Annotated in this window: 14 protein-coding genes; 8 read left to right on the top strand and 6 right to left on the bottom strand. The window is 66.8% G+C overall.

What is annotated here, in order from left to right; all coding sequences use genetic code 11:
• The 4 genes from KSS95_RS14525 to KSS95_RS14510 all read left to right on the top strand — a co-directional run bounded on the left by KSS95_RS14525 (nucleotide 1) and on the right by KSS95_RS14510 (nucleotide 3,634).
• Nucleotides 1–1,050, top strand: coding sequence for a hypothetical protein (locus KSS95_RS14525; protein ID WP_437179614.1), 1,050 nt, complete (start codon nucleotides 1–3; stop codon nucleotides 1,048–1,050).
• A gap of 125 nt (nucleotides 1,051–1,175) precedes the next feature.
• Nucleotides 1,176–1,865: a sel1 repeat family protein gene (locus KSS95_RS14520; protein WP_217853991.1), complete on the top strand. Its 690-nt coding sequence runs from the start codon at nucleotides 1,176–1,178 to the stop codon at nucleotides 1,863–1,865.
• Nucleotides 1,866–2,506: 641 nt separating this feature from the next.
• Nucleotides 2,507–3,124: a ferric reductase-like transmembrane domain-containing protein gene (locus tag KSS95_RS14515; protein ID WP_217847770.1), complete on the top strand. Its 618-nt coding sequence runs from the start codon at nucleotides 2,507–2,509 to the stop codon at nucleotides 3,122–3,124.
• 21 nt (nucleotides 3,125–3,145) lie between these two features.
• Nucleotides 3,146–3,634, top strand: coding sequence for an HvfX family Cu-binding RiPP maturation protein (locus KSS95_RS14510; protein WP_217847769.1), 489 nt, complete (start codon nucleotides 3,146–3,148; stop codon nucleotides 3,632–3,634).
• A 53-nt stretch (nucleotides 3,635–3,687) separates the two neighbouring features.
• Here the strand turns inward: KSS95_RS14510 and KSS95_RS14505 are convergent, their stop codons facing one another.
• From KSS95_RS14505 to KSS95_RS14495, 3 genes are all read right to left on the bottom strand, one after another.
• Nucleotides 3,688–6,834 (bottom strand): CusA/CzcA family heavy metal efflux RND transporter, encoded by a 3,147-nt coding sequence (locus KSS95_RS14505; protein WP_217847768.1) that lies wholly within the window; start codon nucleotides 6,832–6,834, stop codon nucleotides 3,688–3,690.
• Between the two features lie 15 nt (nucleotides 6,835–6,849).
• On the bottom strand, nucleotides 6,850–8,061 hold the full coding sequence (locus tag KSS95_RS14500; protein ID WP_217847767.1) for an efflux RND transporter periplasmic adaptor subunit: 1,212 nt from the start codon (nucleotides 8,059–8,061) through the stop codon (nucleotides 6,850–6,852).
• Nucleotides 8,062–8,179: 118 nt separating this feature from the next.
• Nucleotides 8,180–9,394, bottom strand: a complete 1,215-nt coding sequence (locus KSS95_RS14495; RefSeq protein ID WP_217847766.1) for a TolC family protein — start codon at nucleotides 9,392–9,394, stop codon at nucleotides 8,180–8,182.
• Nucleotides 9,395–9,685: 291 nt separating this feature from the next.
• Here KSS95_RS14495 and aroQ point away from each other — a divergent pair, with 291 nt between their 5' ends.
• Nucleotides 9,686–10,135 (top strand): type II 3-dehydroquinate dehydratase, encoded by a 450-nt coding sequence (gene aroQ, locus KSS95_RS14490; protein WP_217847765.1) that lies wholly within the window; start codon nucleotides 9,686–9,688, stop codon nucleotides 10,133–10,135.
• Nucleotides 10,132–10,980, top strand: coding sequence for a shikimate dehydrogenase (locus KSS95_RS14485; RefSeq protein WP_217847764.1), 849 nt, complete (start codon nucleotides 10,132–10,134; stop codon nucleotides 10,978–10,980). The genes aroQ and KSS95_RS14485 overlap by 4 nt, the downstream gene beginning before the upstream one ends.
• A 108-nt stretch (nucleotides 10,981–11,088) precedes the next feature.
• On the opposite strand, the gene KSS95_RS14480 is transcribed toward KSS95_RS14485, so the two are convergent.
• Together KSS95_RS14480 and quiC are read right to left on the bottom strand one after the other, a co-directional pair.
• The gene (locus KSS95_RS14480; RefSeq protein WP_217847763.1) at nucleotides 11,089–11,751 is read right to left on the bottom strand and encodes a TetR/AcrR family transcriptional regulator; all 663 of its coding nucleotides are present in this window, start codon (nucleotides 11,749–11,751) and stop codon (nucleotides 11,089–11,091) included.
• Between the two features lie 119 nt (nucleotides 11,752–11,870).
• Nucleotides 11,871–13,763 carry a 3-dehydroshikimate dehydratase QuiC gene (gene quiC / locus KSS95_RS14475; RefSeq protein WP_217847762.1) on the bottom strand — a complete coding sequence of 631 codons (1,893 nt, stop codon included), beginning with the start codon at nucleotides 13,761–13,763 and terminating at the stop codon, nucleotides 11,871–11,873.
• Nucleotides 13,764–14,208: 445 nt separating this feature from the next.
• Between quiC and KSS95_RS14470 the strand changes: the two genes are divergently transcribed.
• Complete coding sequence (locus KSS95_RS14470; protein ID WP_217847761.1) at nucleotides 14,209–15,588, top strand: MFS transporter; 1,380 nt, start codon at nucleotides 14,209–14,211, stop codon at nucleotides 15,586–15,588.
• Between the two features lie 114 nt (nucleotides 15,589–15,702).
• Here the strand turns inward: KSS95_RS14470 and KSS95_RS14465 are convergent, their stop codons facing one another.
• Nucleotides 15,703–16,605, bottom strand: a complete 903-nt coding sequence (locus KSS95_RS14465; RefSeq protein ID WP_217847760.1) for a helix-turn-helix domain-containing protein — start codon at nucleotides 16,603–16,605, stop codon at nucleotides 15,703–15,705.
• Between the two features lie 163 nt (nucleotides 16,606–16,768).
• On the opposite strand from KSS95_RS14465, the gene KSS95_RS14460 reads away from it, so the two are divergent.
• Complete coding sequence (locus KSS95_RS14460) at nucleotides 16,769–18,127, top strand: glutamine synthetase family protein (protein ID WP_217847759.1); 1,359 nt, start codon at nucleotides 16,769–16,771, stop codon at nucleotides 18,125–18,127.
• The last annotated feature ends 113 nt before the right edge of the window (nucleotides 18,128–18,240 follow it).

Genomic DNA, 18,240 nt, shown 5'->3' with positions numbered 1-18,240 from the left:
CTGTCCCAGGACTACCAGCGCTTTGTGCAACGGGGCAGTCGGCGGGCGCCGCAGATGCTCTACGTGCATGAGCGCGGCTACCGCTCCGGCACCATCAACACCGATGCCCTGGGGCTGCGCTACAGCCACTGCGCTGGCAAGCGCTTTTCGGTGGCCGAACGCGGTGGCGCGGCGCGGGTCAATGTGCTGGTGGGCGGTTCCACGGCCATGGGCATCGGCGCCAGTTCCGATGAGCACACGGTGGCCTCGTACCTGTCGCAGCTGACCGGCGAGGTCTGGCTGAGCCTGGCCGGCTGTGGGCTCAACGCGACCCAGGAACTGCTGATGTTTCTCACCCACCAGCACCGCTTTGGCCAGATCGGCCATGTGGTGCTGCTCAGCGGCCTGAACACCCTGGCCCAGGAGACCCTCGGCGAAGTGCTGGCCGGCAGCCAGGACCCGCAAAGGGCCCAGGCCTACCAGGACTTCCTCAACCGCTTCAACGAAGGCGTGCAGGCAACGGCCCCCGCGCGCCGCGAATCGCTCTGGCAACGCCTGGGCCAGGCCTTGGCGCCACGCCGCGTGCCGCCATGGCCAGACATCGAAGCGCTGTCGAGCCCGGACAAACGCCTGATCCGCGCCGCCGACAGCATCGGCCGCACCCTGCGGCAATGGGACCGTTTGCTGGCCGACGGCCATACCACCCTCACCTTCATCCTCCAGCCACTGCTGCCCTGGTGCCGGGAGACCCTGCCGGGCGGCGAGCAGGCCATGCTGGCCGCGCTCGAGCGCCAACCGTCGAACTTCGACCGCCTGATCGGTGGCGCTTTCGACAGCCAACTGCACATGGCCTTCTTCCGTCGCATCAAGAGCCAGGCCGAGCCGATCCCCTGCTACGACATGAACTGCATGCTCGGCAGTTCGCCGGCCTTTACCCAGGACCTGTTCGTCGACCGCCTGCATTTCAACGACCTGGGTAACAACGCGTTAGCCAAAGTGATCACCGCCAAGCTCGGCCTGGCCCAGGAAAACCACGCCCTGCGCAAGGTTTCACCGATCAAGCCGGCCTGATAGCGACGTATCGGGCTTTCGGCGAAGCACGCTGGCTGGCTAGAATACGCCGTCGTCGCTCCTGATCCGCCTGAGGCATACGCGTACCTGCCATGACTTCCCCTGTCGCCCCCCAGCTGTTGGCCATGCGCACCAGTCGCATGACCCTTTTGCCACTGATGCTGGCGGCTTTTGCCGCGCAGGCGCTGGAGGTGAACATCGACCCCCATGCCGACCTGCTGTATCGCCAGGCCCTGCCGTTGCTGGAGCAGGCCGACAGCCAGGACGACAGTGCCAGCCCGCTGCGCGCCTCGGCCAGCGACCCCGAGCTGAGCCGCCAGGGCCAGGCCATGGCCCATACCCTGCCGTCGGCCGTGGCATTGCTCAAGCGCTCGGTCGCCCTTGGCCATCCGGTGGCCCAGTATCGCCTGGCGCTGTATTACACCACCTACCTGCCTGCCGGGCAGATCGCCGACGCTGCCTGCCCATTGCTGGAGGCCAGCCTCAAGCAGGGCTTCGCGCCGCCGGCCCTGGCCATTGCCCGTTGGTGTACGCCTTACAATGCCAGCCCTGCCTACCGCGAGGCGTTGGCAGCGGTGCCCAGCATGGCCACCTTGTACGCGCCCTACTACCCGCAACCGGCGACGCGCCTGGCCTGCAGCCGCGCCCGGCCGCAGGGGTTGCAGATGCAGTGGGGACGCCAACGCGATTATCAGGCGGAAATCTACCGCCTGCTTGGCGAGCTCGACCCGCAGCAACGCCAGGGTTTCCTGCAAAAGGCGGTGGAGATCAATGGCTGCGCCGCCGCCCAGCAACGCCTGGCCAGCCAGCGCTAAGTGAGCGCCCGCTCCCGCACCAACCTCCCCGTAAGCGCCAGTCTTGCTGGCGAACCAGGCGGTGCGGTGGATGGCACCGGCTACGCCGGTGTTCGCCGGCAAGGCCGGCTCCTACGCCGATTACGGCCTGCAACACCCGTAGGCGCCAGCCTTGCTGGCGAACCAGGCGCCGCGGTGGATGGCACCGGCTATGCCGGTGTTCGCCGGCAAGCCGGCGCCTACACCGGTTGCGACCTGCAACACCCGTAGGAGCCAGCCTTGCTGGCGAACCAGGCGCCGCGGTGGATGGCACCGGCTATGCCGGTGTTCGCCGGCAAGCCGGCTCCTGCGACCTGCAACACCCGTAGCCAGCCTTGCTGGCGAACCAGGCAACGCGGTGGATGGCACCGGCTATGCCGGTGTTCGCCGGCAAGCCGGCTCCTACACAGGTTGCGGCTTGCAATACCCGTAGGAGCCAGCCTTGCTGGCGAACCCGGCGCCGCGGTGGATGGCACCGGCTATGCCGGTGTTCGCCGGCGCCTACACAGTGATACATAACCCGCTGTAGCGCGACACACTGCAGATACCCCGCCACCGCACACTCCCGGCCACCACAGCGCGAAGGCAGCCCGCCCTCGCCGCCTGCTCCGGGGAAAACACCCATGAAAGCCCTGCCCTCCGGCTGGAAGCTGTTCACTGCCCTTGCCGCCCTCACCCTACTGATGACGGGCGCAGTGCTGCTCAGCCAACCGCTTGGCGTCGAAGGCCTGCGCAGTGCCATCCGCGCCACCGCACGCAGTTCGTTCGCCTTGTTTCTGGCGGCCTTCCTCGCCTCGGCGCTGGTCACCCTGCTGCCGGGCGCGGCCAGCCGCCAACTGCTGCGTGAGCGGCGCTACATCGGCCTGGCCTTCGCCTTCTCGCACAGCGTGCATGGGGCACTGATCTACCTGTACGCGCAACGTTACCCCGAGCTGTTCTGGGCAGGCCGCACGGCCGTGGCGAACATCCCCGGATCGCTAGGCTATCTGTTCATCCTGCTGCTGACCCTAACCTCGCTCAAGGCGCCCATGCGCCTGCTCGGGCCACGCCTGTGGAAGCACCTGCACAGCACCGGCACCTGGGTGCTGGCCGCGGTGTTCTGCCTGTCGTTCTACAAGCGCATTGCCCTGGGCGGCTGGTATCCCCTGGCCTTCGCCCTGATGTTCGCCGCCATCGCCCTCAAGCTGATCGCCAAGCAAGCCCAGCGCCTGCGCCGCGCCGCCCCCTCGTTGTCCCACTGACTCAATGCAAGGAGCCTCGACATGCTGACGCAAACCCTCACCCGCCCTTTCAGCGCCCTCGAGCGTGCCGGCAACTGGGGCGCCGACCTGCCACTACGGCTGTTCCTGGCCTGGGAGTTCTTCGAATCGGGCCTTGAGAAGTACAACGGCAACAACTGGTTCGCCGACCTGCAAGGCAGTTTTCCATTCCCTTTCGACCTGCTGCCGGCCGGGTTGAACTGGCAACTGTCGATGTGGGCCGAATTGATCTGCCCGCTGCTCCTGCTGCTGGGGCTGGGGACCCGACTGGCGTCGGCGGTGCTGATGGTGGTGACGGTGGTGGCGATTGCCGCGGTGCACTGGCCGAGCCAATGGTCGAGCCTGGCGGAACTGGGCCGCGGCTATGCGATCACCGACCAGGGGTATGGCAACTTCAAGCTGCCGTTGATCTACCTGGTGGCGTTGCTGCCGCTGCTGTTGAAAGGCGCCGGAAGGTTGAGCCTGGATCACGGGTTGCGGCGCCGACGCTGATTCAAGGGCACCCTGCCTGTAGGCGCCAGCAAGGCTGGCGCCTACAGGCAGGGTCAGGCAGGCTCGGCCTCGTCACGCCGATGCGCCCATTGGTACAACGCTGGCAACACCAGCAAGGTCAGCGCCGTCGACGACAGGATGCCGCCGATCACCACCGTCGCCAGCGGCCGTTGTACCTCGGCGCCGGTACCGGTGGCCAGGGCCATCGGGATGAAACCCAGGGAGGCCACCAGCGCAGTCATCAGCACCGGGCGCAAGCGGGTCAGTGCGCCCTCCTCGACCGCGGTGCGCAGGCCGCGCCCCTCTTCGCGCAGGCTGCGAATGAAGGCGATCATCACCAGGCCATTGAGCACCGCCACCCCCGACAGCGCGATAAAGCCCACGCCCGCCGAGATCGACAACGGGATGTCGCGCAGCCACAACGCCAGCACGCCACCGGTGAGGGCGAAGGGAATGCCGGTGAACACCAGCAACCCGTCCTTGAGGTTGTTGAACATCATCAGCAACAAGGCCATCACCAGCAGCAGCGACACCGGTACCACCACCCGCAGGCGCTCGGCAGCCGACTGCAACTGCTCGAACTGGCCACCCCAGCGGGTCCAGTAGCCGGGTGGGATCTGCACCTGGTCGATCAAGGTCTGCGACGCCTGCTCGACGAACGACCCCAGGTCACGCCCGCGCACGTTGGCGCTGACCACCACCACGCGCTTGCCATCCTCGCGGCTGACCTGGTTCGGGCCCAGCTCGAGCTTCAGCGTGGCCACCTGCGCCAACCGGATGAAACCGATCTGCGTCGCGCCGCTCGCGGCATTGGCGGGCACCGGGATCAGCAGGCTGGACAGCCCATCGACATCGGTGCGCAGCGCTTCGGACAGGCGCACCACCATGTCGAAGCGACGGTCGCCCTCGTACAGCGTGCCGGCGCTGCGCCCGCCCACGGCGATGGCGATGGCGTCCTGCACATCGCCCACGTTCAGGCCGTGGCGCGCGGCCTTGTCCCGGTCGATATCGATGGTCAGCACCGGTAGGCCAGTGGTCTGCTCGACTTTCACCTCCGAAGCCCCCGGCACCTGCTGCAGGCTGGCGGCGATCTGCGCGGCGGTGCGGTTGAGCACCGCCATGTCATCACCGAACACCTTCACCGCAACATCGCTGCGCACCCCGGAGATCAACTCGTTGAAACGCAGCTGGATCGGCTGCGACAGCTCGTAGTTGCTGCCCGGCACGCTGGCGGCGGCCTTTTGCACCTCGGCGATCAGCGCCTCGCGCGGCTTGCCAGGGTCTTGCCACTGCTCGCGCGGCTTGAGCATCACATAGGCGTCGGAGATGTTCGGCGGCATCGGGTCGGAGGCGATCTCGGCGGTGCCGGTACGGGCGAACACCCGCTCGACTTCCGGCACCTGGGCGATGATGGCCTGTTCCAGGCGCTGCTGCATGTCCACCGACTGCGACAGGCTGGTGCCCGGCACGCGCAGGGCCTGCAAGGCGAAATCGCCCTCGCTGAGGCTGGGGATGAACTCGCTGCCCATGCGGCTGGCCAGCACGCCCGACAGCAGCACCACCGCGGCAGCGGCGGCGAACGCCAGGTTGCGCCGGCCCAGCACCCAGTCCAGCACCGGCGCGTAACGGCGGCGGGCGGTGCGCATGACCACGCCTTCCTCTTCCTTGACCTTGCCGGTGACGAACAGGGCAATCGCCGCCGGAACGAAGGTCACCGAGAGGATCATCGCCCCCAGCAGCGCCATCACCACGGTGAACGCCATGGGGTGGAACATCTTGCCCTCGACCCCGGTCAGGGCAAAGATCGGCAGGTACACCACCATGATGATCAACTGCCCGTAGATCAACGGCCGACGGGCCTCGCGGGCGGCGGCGAACACCTCGTGGAAGCGCTCGGCGCGGGTCAGCATGCGCCCGTGGCGCTGCTGGGCATGGGCCAGGCGGCGAATGGCGTTCTCGACGATCACCACCGCGCCGTCGACGATGATGCCGAAATCCAGCGCCCCCAGGCTCATCAGGTTGGCGCTGACCTTGTTGCTGAACATGCCGGTGAAGGTGAACAGCATCGACAGCGGAATGACCATGGCGGTGATCAGCGCCGCGCGGATGTTACCCAGGAACAGGAACAAGACGGCGATGACCAGGATCGCGCCTTCGATGAGGTTCTTCTTCACCGTGGCGATGGCCTTCTCGACCAGGTTGGTGCGGTCGTACACCGTGATCGCCACCACGCCCTTGGGCAGGCTGCGGTTGATCTCCTCGAGCTTGGCCGCTACCGCCTGGGACACCGTGCGGCTGTTCTCGCCGATCAGCATGAACACCGTGCCCAGCACCACCTCGCGGCCGTTCTCGGTGGCGGCGCCGGAGCGCAGCTCCTGGCCCAGGCCGACCTGGGCCACGTGGCTGACGCGAATCGGCGCGCCGTCGACGCTGGAGATGACGATGTTGGCGATGTCCTCGGCCGAGGCTACCTGGCCTGGGGCGCGGATCAGCAACTGCTCGCCGTTGCGCTCGATGTAGCCGGCGCCGACGTTGGCGTTGTTGCGCTCGAGCGCCGCGATCAGGTCGTTGAGGGTCAGCTTGTAGGCCGCCAGGCGCTTGGGGTCCGGGGCGATCAGGTACTGCTTGGCGTGGCCGCCGATGCTATTGACCTCGGCCACCCCCGGCACGTTGCGCAGTTGCGGCTTGATGATCCAGTCCTGGATCACCCGCAGGTCGGTGGCGGTATAGGCCGTGCCATCGTCCTTGAGCGCGCCGTCCCTGGCCTCGACCGTCCACAGGAAGATCTCGCCCAGGCCCGTGGAAATCGGCCCCATGGCCGCCTCGATGCCCTCGGGCAACTGTTCGCGGGCCACCTGCAGGCGTTCGTTGACCAACTGGCGGGCGAAGAAGATATCGGTGGCGTCATCGAAGATCACCGTCACCTGCGACAACCCCGAACGCGACAGCGAACGGGTCTGCTTGAGGCCGGGCAAGCCGGCCATGGCGGTCTCGATGGCGTAGGTGATGCGCTGCTCGGTCTCCAGCGGCGAATAGCCGGGCGCGGCGGTGTTGATCTGCACTTGCACGTTGGTGATGTCGGGCACCGCGTCGATGGGCAGTTTCTGGTAGCTGTGGATGCCCACGGCGGCCATCAGCACCACGGCGAGCATCACCACCAGGCGCTGCTCGATGGCGAACTGGATAAGGCGTTCGAACATGAAAGGTGTCCCCGATCAGTGACTGTGTTCGGCCGAGCCTTTGCCCAGCTCGGACTTGAGAACGAAGCTGCCGGCGGCGGCAACCACCGTGCCGGCTTCGAGCCCCTCGCGGATCTCCACCTGGTCGCCATCGCGGCGCCCGGGGGTGACCGCACGGGCCTCGAAGCCCTCGGCGGTGCGGGCGAACACCACGGTCTGCGCCTCCCATGTCTGCAAGGCGCTTTGCGGCACCACCACGGCGGCATCGAAACGCTCGACGGTGACCGCGATATTGACGAACAGGCCCGGGCGCCAGGCGCCGTTGGGGTTGTTCAGGGTGGCGCGCACGGTGGCGGCGCGGTTCTGCTCGCCGAGCAGGCTGCCGACATAGTTGACCTTGCCCTGCACCTGGGCGCCGAGGTCCGGGGCGCTGACGGTGACGCCGCGGCCGCTGACCACCTTGTCCAGGTCACGCGGGGCCACGGCGAAGGTGGCCCAGACCCGGCTCAGGTCGGACAGGGTGAAGGCGTTGCTGGTCTCGTCCACCACCTCGCCCACGGTCAGGTGCTTTTCCACCACCACCGCGTCGAAGGGCGCGCGCAACTCGAAGCGGTTGCCCTGGCCGGCCGGGGCCACGGCGGCCACCTTTTGCCTGGCGTTGGCGGCGGCGATCTCGGCCTCCTGCAAGGCCTGGCGGGCTTGCAGGTAGTCCTGCTCGGCGCTGATGCGCTCCTGCCACAGTTGCTGCTCGCGGCTGAAGGTCAGCCGGGCCAGCTCAAGGCGGCGCTGGGCGGCCTGCTGCTCGCTGCGCAGTTCGGAGATCTGCTGGCTGGCGATCACCGCCAGCACCTGGCCGCGCTTGACTGCCTGGCCGAGTTCGGCCTGCACCGACTCGACCACGCCTGGCACCCGGGGCACCACATGGGCGGTGCGGTCTTCGTCGAAACGGATCTCGCCGGGGAAGCTGATGGCGGTGCCCAGTGTCTGCGGGCCGGCGGTGCTCAGCTGCACGCCGGCGGCCTGGATCTGCTCGGCGCTGAGGTGCAGCTTGCCCTCTTCCTCGGCGTGGTTTTCGCCCTCCTCTGCAGCGGCGCCGTGGCCATCGTCCTGTTCTTCGGCATGGCCGTGGTCGTCTTGCTGGGCCTGGCCGCTGGAGGCCTGGCCGAGATTGCCGGTCCAGGCCAGGCCACCCAGGCCGAGGGCGGCAATGGCGGCGGCGAGGATGGCGAGTTTGCGTGGGTTGGTCATTGTCGTTCCTGCTGGGAAGGGTCGTCAGTCGAATCGCCGGGGCCACTGTGCGGCCCTTTCGCCGGCAAGCCGGCTCCTACGGGTTCTGTAGGAGCCGGCTTGCCGGCGAACGAATGCATCACCGGTCTAGGGCCAGATCGCCATAAATCCGCTCCACCTGCGCCCGCGCATCGGTGGCCGAAGCCAGTGCGTCCAGGTACAGCCCCCGCGCCTCGATCAGCGTGCGCTGCGCATCGAGCACATCGAGGAAGGCGAACTTGCCCATCTCGAAGCCACGGGTGGCGGTATCCACCGCCTGCTGCGCCGACGGCAGGATGGTGCGGTCGTAGGCCTGCACCTCGCCCATGGCCGTGGCCCACTGCTCGAGGGCGCTGCGGGTGTCGCTGCGCAGGCGCAGCTCGACGGCGTTGCGCAGGTCGCGGGCCTGGTCGCTGCGCCGCGCAGCCGCCAGCACGTTGCCCTGGTTGCGGTCGAACAACGGCAGTGGCATCGACAACCCCACCACGTTGACCCGCTCGCGGTCCTCGCGGCTGTACTGACTGCCCAGGCTGACGGTCAGGTTGGGGATCCGCTGGGCCTTTTCCGAGCCCAGGCCGGCCTCGCCGCGCTCGACCTGCGCGGCAGCCAGGCGCCAGTCGACGGTTTGCTCGACCTTGGCCAGCAGCCGTTCGGCACGTGGCGCCGGGCCAGGCGAAAGGCTGGCACTGTCGAGGCGGTCGAAGCCAACCTCGGCGCTGCCGGTCAGCCGTGCCAGGGCTTGCCGGGCGACGCTGCGTTCGGCCTGGGCGCGGCGTACCGCTGCCTGGGCCTGGGCCAACTGAACCTGGGCACGGGTCGCTTCCACCGGCGAAGACTGGCCAGCCCGCACCCGCCCTTCCACTACCCGCAACCCGCGCTCGGTCAAGGCCTGGGACTGCTGCGCCAGCTCCAGCGCAGTCTGCGCGCGCAGGGCGGCATGGAAGGCCTGGATCACGTCGGCGCGCAGGCCGTTGCGCTGGCGCTGCAGTTCAAGCCGGGCCACGGCCTGGCCGGCCTCGGCGACCTCGATGCGCGCGCCGCGCTTGCCGCCCAGTTCCAGGGCCTGGCTGAGGGTCACGGTGGTGGTGCTGGTGTTGCGTCGAGTGTCCTCGACCTCCCAGGCCAGCTCGGGGTTGGGCAATAACCCGGCTTGGCGGCGCTCGCCCTCGGCAATGCCGATTTCACGACCGACAGCGGCCAGTTCGGGGTTTTGCGCGAACGCGGCGCTGAGCGCCTGGTCCAGGCTCAGGCTCTGGGCGCTGGCGGGGCCAGCCAGGAGCAGGCAGAGCCAGGCGATCTTGCGGGGAATGGGCACGGCGGAAGTCCTCGTCGGCAAGCGGCGGAATGCTTTGGCGTGGGACTTTAGGCAGCGCAGGTTATCGGGGCGGTGGCATGAACATTACAATTCTGTAATCAACACCACGCCCAGGTGTAGGCGCCAGCCTTGCTGGCGAAAGGGCCTGACAGCGAGTGCTAGCCGTTCGCCAGCAAGGCCGGCGCCTACGATGTGCGATTACCGCCCGATTCATGGCAGCAGCCATTTACAAAACTAACCAGATAGTACAAATATTCAAGGCATCCAAAAACAACAAAGCGATGCCCCGCCATGACCCCCCGAATCCTCGTGCTCAACGGCCCCAACCTGAACCTGCTGGGCTGCCGCGAACCCACCCAATATGGCCAGCAAAGCCTCGCCGACCTGGCCAGCCTGTGCGCCGCCAGCGCCCGCGACCTGGGCCTTGAGCTGGAGTTTCGCCAGACCAACCACGAAGGCGAGCTGCTCGACTGGATCCACGCTGCCCGTGGCCACTGTCACGGCATCGTCATCAACCCCGCCGCCTGGACCCACACCTCGGTGGCCATCCGCGACGCCCTGGTCGCCGCCGAGCTGCCGGTGATCGAAGTGCACCTGTCCAACGTGCACAAGCGCGAGCCGTTCCGCCATCTGTCGTTCGTCTCGGGGATCGCCGTCGGGGTGATCTGCGGCCTCGGCAGCCAGGGCTACGTCATGGCCCTGAGCTACTTGCGCCAGGCCCTGAAGGAGCAAGCGGCATGAGCAGCCAAGGCATCCTCGCCGGCCTGATCGGCCGTGGTATCCAGGCCTCGCGCACGCCAGCGCTGCACGAGCACGAGGGCGACGCCCAGGCCCTGCGCTACCTGTACCGGCTGATCGACGTCGACCAGCTGGGGCTACCCGACAGCGCCCTGGCGCAGCTGCTCGAGGCGGCGCAACGCACCGGTTTTACCGGGCTGAACATCACCTTCCCGTTCAAGCAGGCGATCCTGGCGCTGCTCGATGAGCTGTCGGACGAGGCCCGCGGCATCGGCGCGGTAAATACCGTGGTGCTGCGCGATGGCAAGCGGATCGGGCACAACACCGACTGCCTGGGGTTTGCCGAGGGCTTTCGCCGGGGCTTGCCGGATGTCGCCAGGCGCCAGGTGGTGCAACTGGGCGCGGGCGGTGCTGGCGCGGCGGTGGCCCATGCGCTGCTGGGCGAAGGGGTCGAGCGGCTGCTGGTGTTCGAGGTGGACCTGGCCCGCGGCCAAGGCTTGGTCGATAACCTTTGCCAACGCTTCGGCAGCGGCCGGGCCATGCTTGGCAGCGACCTGGCGGGCGCCCTGGCCGAGGCCGACGGCCTGGTCAACACCACGCCGGTCGGCATGGCCAAGTTGCCAGGCACGCCACTGCCGCCGGCACTGCTGCATGCCGGGTTGTGGGTGGCGGAAATCATCTACTTCCCGTTGCAGACCGAGCTGCTGCGCCACGCCCGGGCGCTGGGCTGCCGCACCCTCGATGGCGGCAGCATGGCGGTGTTCCAGGCAGTCAAGGCGTTCGAGCTGTTCAGCGGCCGGGCAGCCGATGCCGGGCGCATGCAGGCGCACTTTGCCTGCTTGGGATAACGCCGCGTAATGGCTGGCACCGGCTGCGCCGGTGTTCGCGGCTAAAGCCGCTCCCACAGTGACCGTGCCAACCTCACGTCATGCGCTGCACCTGCAATGACCCACTGATCAGGCCTTGATGTAACGCATCACCGCCTCACAGATCATCTGCTTGTGGCGGTCCTTGACCTGCTCGTCGGCCAGGTCGATCTGGAAGATATCGCCAAAGGTGTGGCGATTGGACACCCGGTAGAAGCAGAACGAACTCATCAGCATGTGCAGGTCGATGACCTCGATGCCAGGCCGGAACACCCCCTCCTGCACCCCGCGCGCCAGGGTTCGGCCCAAGGCCTGCAGCACCAGGCTGCTCATCTGGCGAATGGCCGGCGACTGCTTGACGTATTCGCCGTAGTGAATGTTCTCGGTGCAGACGATGCGCACGAAATCGACGTTGCGGTCATGGTGGTCGAAGGTGAATTCCACCAGCCGCAGGATCGCCTGCTCGGCCGGCAGCGACTCCAGATCAAGGCTGTGCTCGGTCTTGCGAATATCGCCGTAGAGCTTGACCAGGCACTCGACGTAGAGCTGCTCCTTGCTGCCGAAGTAGTAGTAGATCATGCGCTTGGAGGTGGCGGTGCGCTCGGCGATGGCATCGACCCGGGCGCCGGCCAGGCCCTGCTGGACGAACTCGGTGATGGCGGCCTGGAGAATGTTCTCGCGGGTCTTTTCCGGGTTGTTCTTGCGCGATTTGCGCAGCCCTTCGACTTCAGGCTTGGCTACCGAATCACTCATACCGACTCACAGGCTCGTTTTGGGAATCCGGGCGATTATCCGTGAGCGCGGCGATGCAGGGAAGCGCGGTGTTGGCCGGCCCCTGCGGCGCAGGCGCCAGCCTTGCAGGCGAACAGCGCCTAGGCGATGCCCTTGCGTGCTTTGGCCATTGCCGCCAAACGCACCGCCACGTTGGCCGCGCCATAGCCGCCATAGCCGCCCTTGCGCTGCAGGATCTCGAAGAAGAAGCGCCCCTCGAACGCCTCGGTGTACACATGGAACAGCTCGCCGCCCTGGGCATCGCGGTCGTACAGCACGTTGTAGTACGCCAGCTCGCTGAGAAACTCGTCATCGAACTCGAAGCGCGCCGCCAGGTCGTCGTAGTAGTTCAGCGGGATCTCCAGCAATGGCACGCCAGCATCCTTGGCCCGCGCCACCTCGCCGAAGATGTCGTCGCAGGCGAAGGCAACATGGTGCACGCCCGAGCCTCGGTAGCTGGACAAGGCGTGGGCAATGGCGGTGTTGCGGTTCTCGGAAATGTTCAGCGGCACGCGCAGGCTGGCGCAGGGGCTGCGCAACGCCCGGCTCTTGACCAGGCCGTAAGGGTCGGGCAGTACCACTTCATCGTCGGCGGTGAAGTCGAACAGGCTCTTGTAGAACAGCACCCAGCTGTCCAATGCCTCGGCCGGCAACGCCAGGGCCATATGGTCGATCCGCAGCAGACCGCCGCTGGCCTGGGCGGCGCCGTCCAGGTGGAAGTCGCTGTGGTAGATACCCTGCCCCGCGCCCTCCCCTTGCACCAGGTACAACAGGCTGCCATCCGGCGCGCGCACCGCTGGGATCTCGCGCTCGTTGGGGCCCACCAGGCCACGGAACGGCTGGCCCCGATAGGCTGTGGCGCGTTGCAGCGCCGCCTGAGCATCGCTGACCCGCAGCGCAGTGGCGCACAGCGACGGCCCATGGGCCTCGAAGAAGTTGTGGGCGAACGAATAAGGCTCGGCATTGAGCACGATATTGATATCGCCCTGGCGCAACAGGCTCACGGCCTTGCTGCGGTGGTGGCCGGCCGTGGCGAACCCCAGGCGCTTGAGCCAACCCTGCAGACGCGCGCCAACCGCTTCGTCGACAGCGAACTCAAGGAATTCCACGCCTTCGTAGCGGCTGGCCGCAGGCGGCGCGAACAGCACGTCCGGCGCCAGGCTGCGCGCTTCGCGCTGCAGGTGCAGGCGGGTCTTTTCTTCCAGGTACAACAAGGAGCGCAGGCCGTCGGCCGCCGTCTGCCGGGGGGGTGCTGCGCGAAAGCCATCGTTGAAGATTTCCAGCGACAAGGGGCCCTGGTAGCCACGGGCCAGGATCGGTGCCAGAAAGCCCGCCAAGTCCAACTCGCCCTGCCCTGGGAAACAGCGGAAATGCCGGCTCCACTCCAGCACATCCATGGCCAGAATCGGCGCGTCGGCCATCTGCACGAAGAAGATCTTCTCGCCGGGGATGTCGCCGATGGCCCCTGGGTCGCCCTTGAGCGACAAGGTGTGGAAGCTGTCGAGGATCACCCCCAGCGCCGGCTGGTCAGCCTGGCGCACGAGGTTCCAGGCCTGCTGGTAGGTGTTGACATGACGGCCCCAGGCCAGGGCTTCGTAGCCGATGCGCAGGCCGCGCGCGCCGGCATGCTCGGCCAGCAGGCGCAAGTCGTCGACCAGCAGTTGCTCATCGCCCAGGGCATCGGCCTGCACATTGCTGCACACCAGCACCAGGTCGGTGCCCAGCTCGTGCATCAGGTCGAACTTGCGCTCGGCGCGGTCCAGGTGCTTGCGCAGTCGCTCGCGCGGGCAGCCTTCGAAGTCGCGAAACGGCTGGAACAGGGTGATGGCGATACCCAGGTCGGCGCAGCGCTGGCGGATCTCGCGGGGGCTGCCGGCGTAATACAGCAGATCGTTCTCGAATATCTCGACACCATCGAAGCCCGCGGCGGCGATGGCCTCGAGCTTTTCAGGCAGGGTGCCACTCAAGGACACGGTTGCAATCGAACGCTGCATGGGGGAGTTCCTTGTTGTTGGGGATGGCCAGTGGCGCGTTGGTGTTGTCACCGGGCTAGCCTGCGCGCCCAGGAAAAAGACCCGGACCTGCCACCTCGCGCCTGGCACGATCGATTATTCGCAGGTAAAGTCGCCCTCGCAACGAACTTTGTACGGAACAGTTAGTTTTCGTTCGATTATCGAACAAAACCCCGTCTGGCGAATTGCTTCAGCGGTCCTCGTGCACAACCATGAGCAGCAGTCGCAGGTCAGCTCCGGTCATTCGGCAGGCCCTGCGCTGCAACGCCCAACGTCACCACATAATAAGTTCAAGAAAACGGGTACCGACCTATGCACACCTTGCTCGCCCTGCGCTCCGCAATGCCTCGTTCGTCTTCTCCCCATAGCCGTCGTTCGTGCCCCCAGCACTGACCCACCGGCCCCTGACAAGAACAACGGAGACAACATGGCCCATTCAAGCTCCCAAGCGCGCAAAGCCACTGCCAGCGGCTGGATCGGTTCTGCCCTGGAGTACTACGACTTCTTCATTTATGCCCAGGCGGCGGCACTGATCTTCCCGCAGATCTTCTTCCCCTCCAGCGACCCGAAGATGGCCATCATCGCCTCGCTGGCCACATACGGCGTCGGCTACCTGGCGCGCCCGGTCGGCGCCTTCGTGCTCGGCCACTGGGGCGATACCCGCGGGCGCAAGAACGTGCTGCTGCTGTGCATGTTCCTGATGGGCCTGTCGACCATGGCCGTCGGGCTGTTGCCCACCTACCACGACATCGGCCTGCTGGCCCCGGCGCTGCTGGTGGTGCTGCGGCTGATCCAGGGCTTCGCCGTGGCCGGCGAGATTTCCGGGGCCAGCTCGATGATCATGGAGCATGCGCCGTTCGGGCGCCGCGGCTATTACGCCAGTTATACCCTGCAAGGCGTGCAGGCCGGCCAGGTGATGGCCGCGGCGGTGTTCCTGCCGTTGGCCTATTTCATGCCCAGCGAAGCCTTCAACGAATGGGGCTGGCGTATTCCCTTCCTGATGAGCGCGGTGGTGCTGATCGCCGGTTTCATCATCCGCAAGGAGGTGCACGAAACCCCGGCGTTCGTCCAGCAAGAGCAACAGGCCAAGGTGGTCAAGTCACCGATCAGCGAGGCCTTGCGTCACAGCTGGCGGCACATGCTGCTGGTGATGTTCATGGCCCTGATGAACGTGATCCCGGTGGTTGCCACCATCTTCGGCGCCGCCTACGCGGTACAGCCGGCCTACGGCATCGGCTTCGACAAGAGCCTGTACCTGTGGATCCCGGTGGTGGGCAATATCGTCGCGGTGCTGGTGATACCCTTCGTCGGCAATCTCTCCGACCGGATTGGCCGGCGCCCGACCATGATCGCCGGCTGCCTGGGTTCAGGGCTGCTGGCATTCGTCTACCTGTACGCGATCAGCATCCAGCACGTGCCGCTGGCGTTCGCCGCCTCGATCGTCATGTGGGGCATGGTCTACCAGGGGTACAACGCGGTGTTCCCCAGTTTCTATCCGGAGCTGTTCCACACCCGCCACCGGGTCTCGGCCATGGCCATCGCCCAGAACATCGGCACCATGATCACCGCCATGCTGCCGGCGCTGTTCGCCACCGTGGCGCCACCTGGGTCGGATAACATCCCACTGGTGGTCGGGGGACTGGCGTTCGTGATCACCTGCGTGTGCGCCCTCGCCGCCTACCTGGCGCCGGAAACCCACCGCTTGGCGATGGAGGACCTGGGTGATCCCCACGCGCGGCCGATGGCGCGCGAGGCCTACGAGGCGAACCGCAAGGCGCAGCTCAAGGCGCTTGGCCTGCGCACCTGAGCGTCCTCGCCCCCGCCTGCGGTCCACGGCGGGGGCGATCCGCCGAGTTGCAGCAAGCTGTTGGCGCCAGCGCGGTGGTTGCCCATGCAGGCTGCCAGCCATTTGCCCCGCGCGTCACAACCCGCGCGCCCGTCGCAGGGTCTCGCTCGGCAACTCGCGAAACAGCTGCCGATAACTCTCGGAAAACCGCCCCAGGTGCCAGAACGACCAGCGCATGGCCACCTCGGCCACGGTCACGCCGTCCTCGCGCAGCAGGTCGCGCCGCGCGCCATTGAGCCTGCGCAAACGCAGCCAGTGCGCTGGCGGCAAGCCGGTGAAGGCCTTGAACGCCTGCTGCAACTGGCGCAGCGAGACCCCGGCAACCTGGGCCAGTTCCAGCAGGTTGAGGGTTTCCTCCGGGCAATCGGCGGCCCATTCGCTGACCCGGCGCATGATCGCCCGCTCCTCGTCGCGCCGCCCCAGGGCCTGGCCTTGCAGGCGCTGGCCGGCGTTGTCGAGGATGAACAGGCAATCCTCCAGCAGTTGCTCGGCCAGCAGCCGCCCCTCCAGCGGGCGCTCAGCCTGGCCCAGGCGCGTCAGCGTGGCGCTCAGCCAGTTGCCGAACAGGGCGTTCTGCTGGCAGCTCAACGGCACCATGAACAGCCCGCGCAAGCGCTCCAGGTCCAGGCCATGGCTGGCCAGGAACGGCTGCTCGAACACCACCGCCACCTCCTGGTAGTTCTCCGGGGTGATCCAGATATTGCGGCTGTCTTCGTTGAGCAGGTACAGGCTGTTCTCGCTGCGGTCGAAGCAGAACGCCAAGGCACCGCTCGGCGCCCGGAAAAACTGCTCGACCCGGGTGTTCAGGCGCTCTTCGTAGACCTCCACGCCCTCCAGCGCGAGCCAGCGCAACTGCCCGTTGAAATGCCCCGGGGACATCTGCCGGTACTGCTGCTGCCAACCCGGGGTGGCGCGGATCTGTTCGGTCACGTCGGTGGTCCGTAAATCCTGGACCTGCAAGGCGGTTGGCGTATTCACGCACGGTCCTATTGCACTCTTTTGGTGCATTCAACGGCGAAGAAAGTGGATAGATCGCCCCGCAGGGCTGCGCCCAAGATAGCCCTCAGCGTCACCTGTGGGAAGTGCCCCACGGCACAGCGCGCCTTGCGTCCCACCACAACAACCCAACCAAGAGGTCTGTATGAACGCCCCCTTCGATCAGCTGTCCACCTGGCTGAAAGAACACCGGATCACCGAAGTCGAATGCGTGATCAGCGACCTGACCGGCATCGCCCGCGGCAAGATCGCCCCGACCGCCAAGTTCCTCCACGAGCGCGGCATGCGCCTGCCTGAAAGCGTGCTGCTGCAGACCGTCACCGGCGACTACGTCGACGACGACATCTACTACAGCCTGCTCGACGCCGCCGACATCGACATGGTCTGCCGCCCCGACCCCACGGCGGTGTACCAGATCCCCTGGGCCATCGAACCGACCGCCATCGTCATCCACGACACCTTCGACAAGCAGGGCAAGCCGATCGAGCTGTCGCCGCGCAACGTGCTGAAAAAAGTGCTCAAGCTGTATGCCGACCAGGGGTGGCAGCCGATCGTCGCGCCGGAGATGGAGTTCTACCTGACCCAGCGCTGCGAAGACCCGGACCTGCCGCTGCAAGTGCCAATGGGCCGTTCGGGCCGCGCCGAAAGCGGTCGCCAGTCGTTCTCCATCGACGCGGCCAACGAATTCGACCCGCTGTTCGAAGACGTCTACGACTGGTGCGAGCTGCAAGGCCTGGACCTGGACACGCTGATCCACGAAGACGGCCCGGCGCAGATGGAGATCAACTTCCGCCACGGCGATGCGCTGGACCTGGCCGACCAGATCACCGTGTTCAAGCGCACCCTGCGCGAGGCGGCGCTCAAGCACAACGTGACGGCCACCTTCATGGCCAAGCCGATCACCGACGAGCCCGGCAGCGCCATGCACCTGCACCAGAGCGTGATCGACATCGCCAGCGGCAAGCCGATCTTCGCCAACGCCGACGGCAGCATGAGCGAGTTGTTCCTGCACCACATCGGTGGCCTGCAAAAGTACATCCCCAAGCTGCTGCCGATGTTCGCGCCGAACGTCAACTCGTTCCGCCGCTTCCTGCCCGACACCTCGGCGCCGGTGAACGTCGAGTGGGGCGAGGAGAACCGCACCGCCGGGCTGCGCGTGCCGACCTCCAGCCCCGAGGCGATGCGCGTGGAGAACCGCCTGCCAGGCGCCGACGCCAACCCCTACCTGGCCATCGCCGCAAGCCTGCTGTGCGGCTACATCGGCATGGTCGAGAAGATCGAGCCGAGCGCGCCGGTGCAGGGCCGTGCCTATGAACGGCGCAACCTGCGCCTGCCGATCACCATTGAGGACGCGCTGCAGCACATGGAGGATTGCGAGAAGGTGCGCGAATACCTGGGGCAGCAGTTCGTCCAGGGCTACGTCGCGGTCAAGCGCGCCGAGCACGAGAACTTCAAGCGGGTGATCAGCTCGTGGGAGCGGGAGTTCCTGCTGCTCAGCGTCTGATCCCTGATTGGTTCGAACGACCTCTGTAGGAGCGGCTTGAGCCGCGATCACCGGCGAAGCGGGTGCCCGGCACCGTGTTGCCTGCATCGCGGCTGAGGCCGCTCCTACAACGA

This window comes from Pseudomonas muyukensis, assembly GCF_019139535.1.
GTDB lineage: Bacteria > Pseudomonadota > Gammaproteobacteria > Pseudomonadales > Pseudomonadaceae > Aquipseudomonas > Aquipseudomonas muyukensis.
Note: the sequence above shows the minus strand (reverse complement) of the source record. Positions and strands in the feature narration are given on the sequence as shown.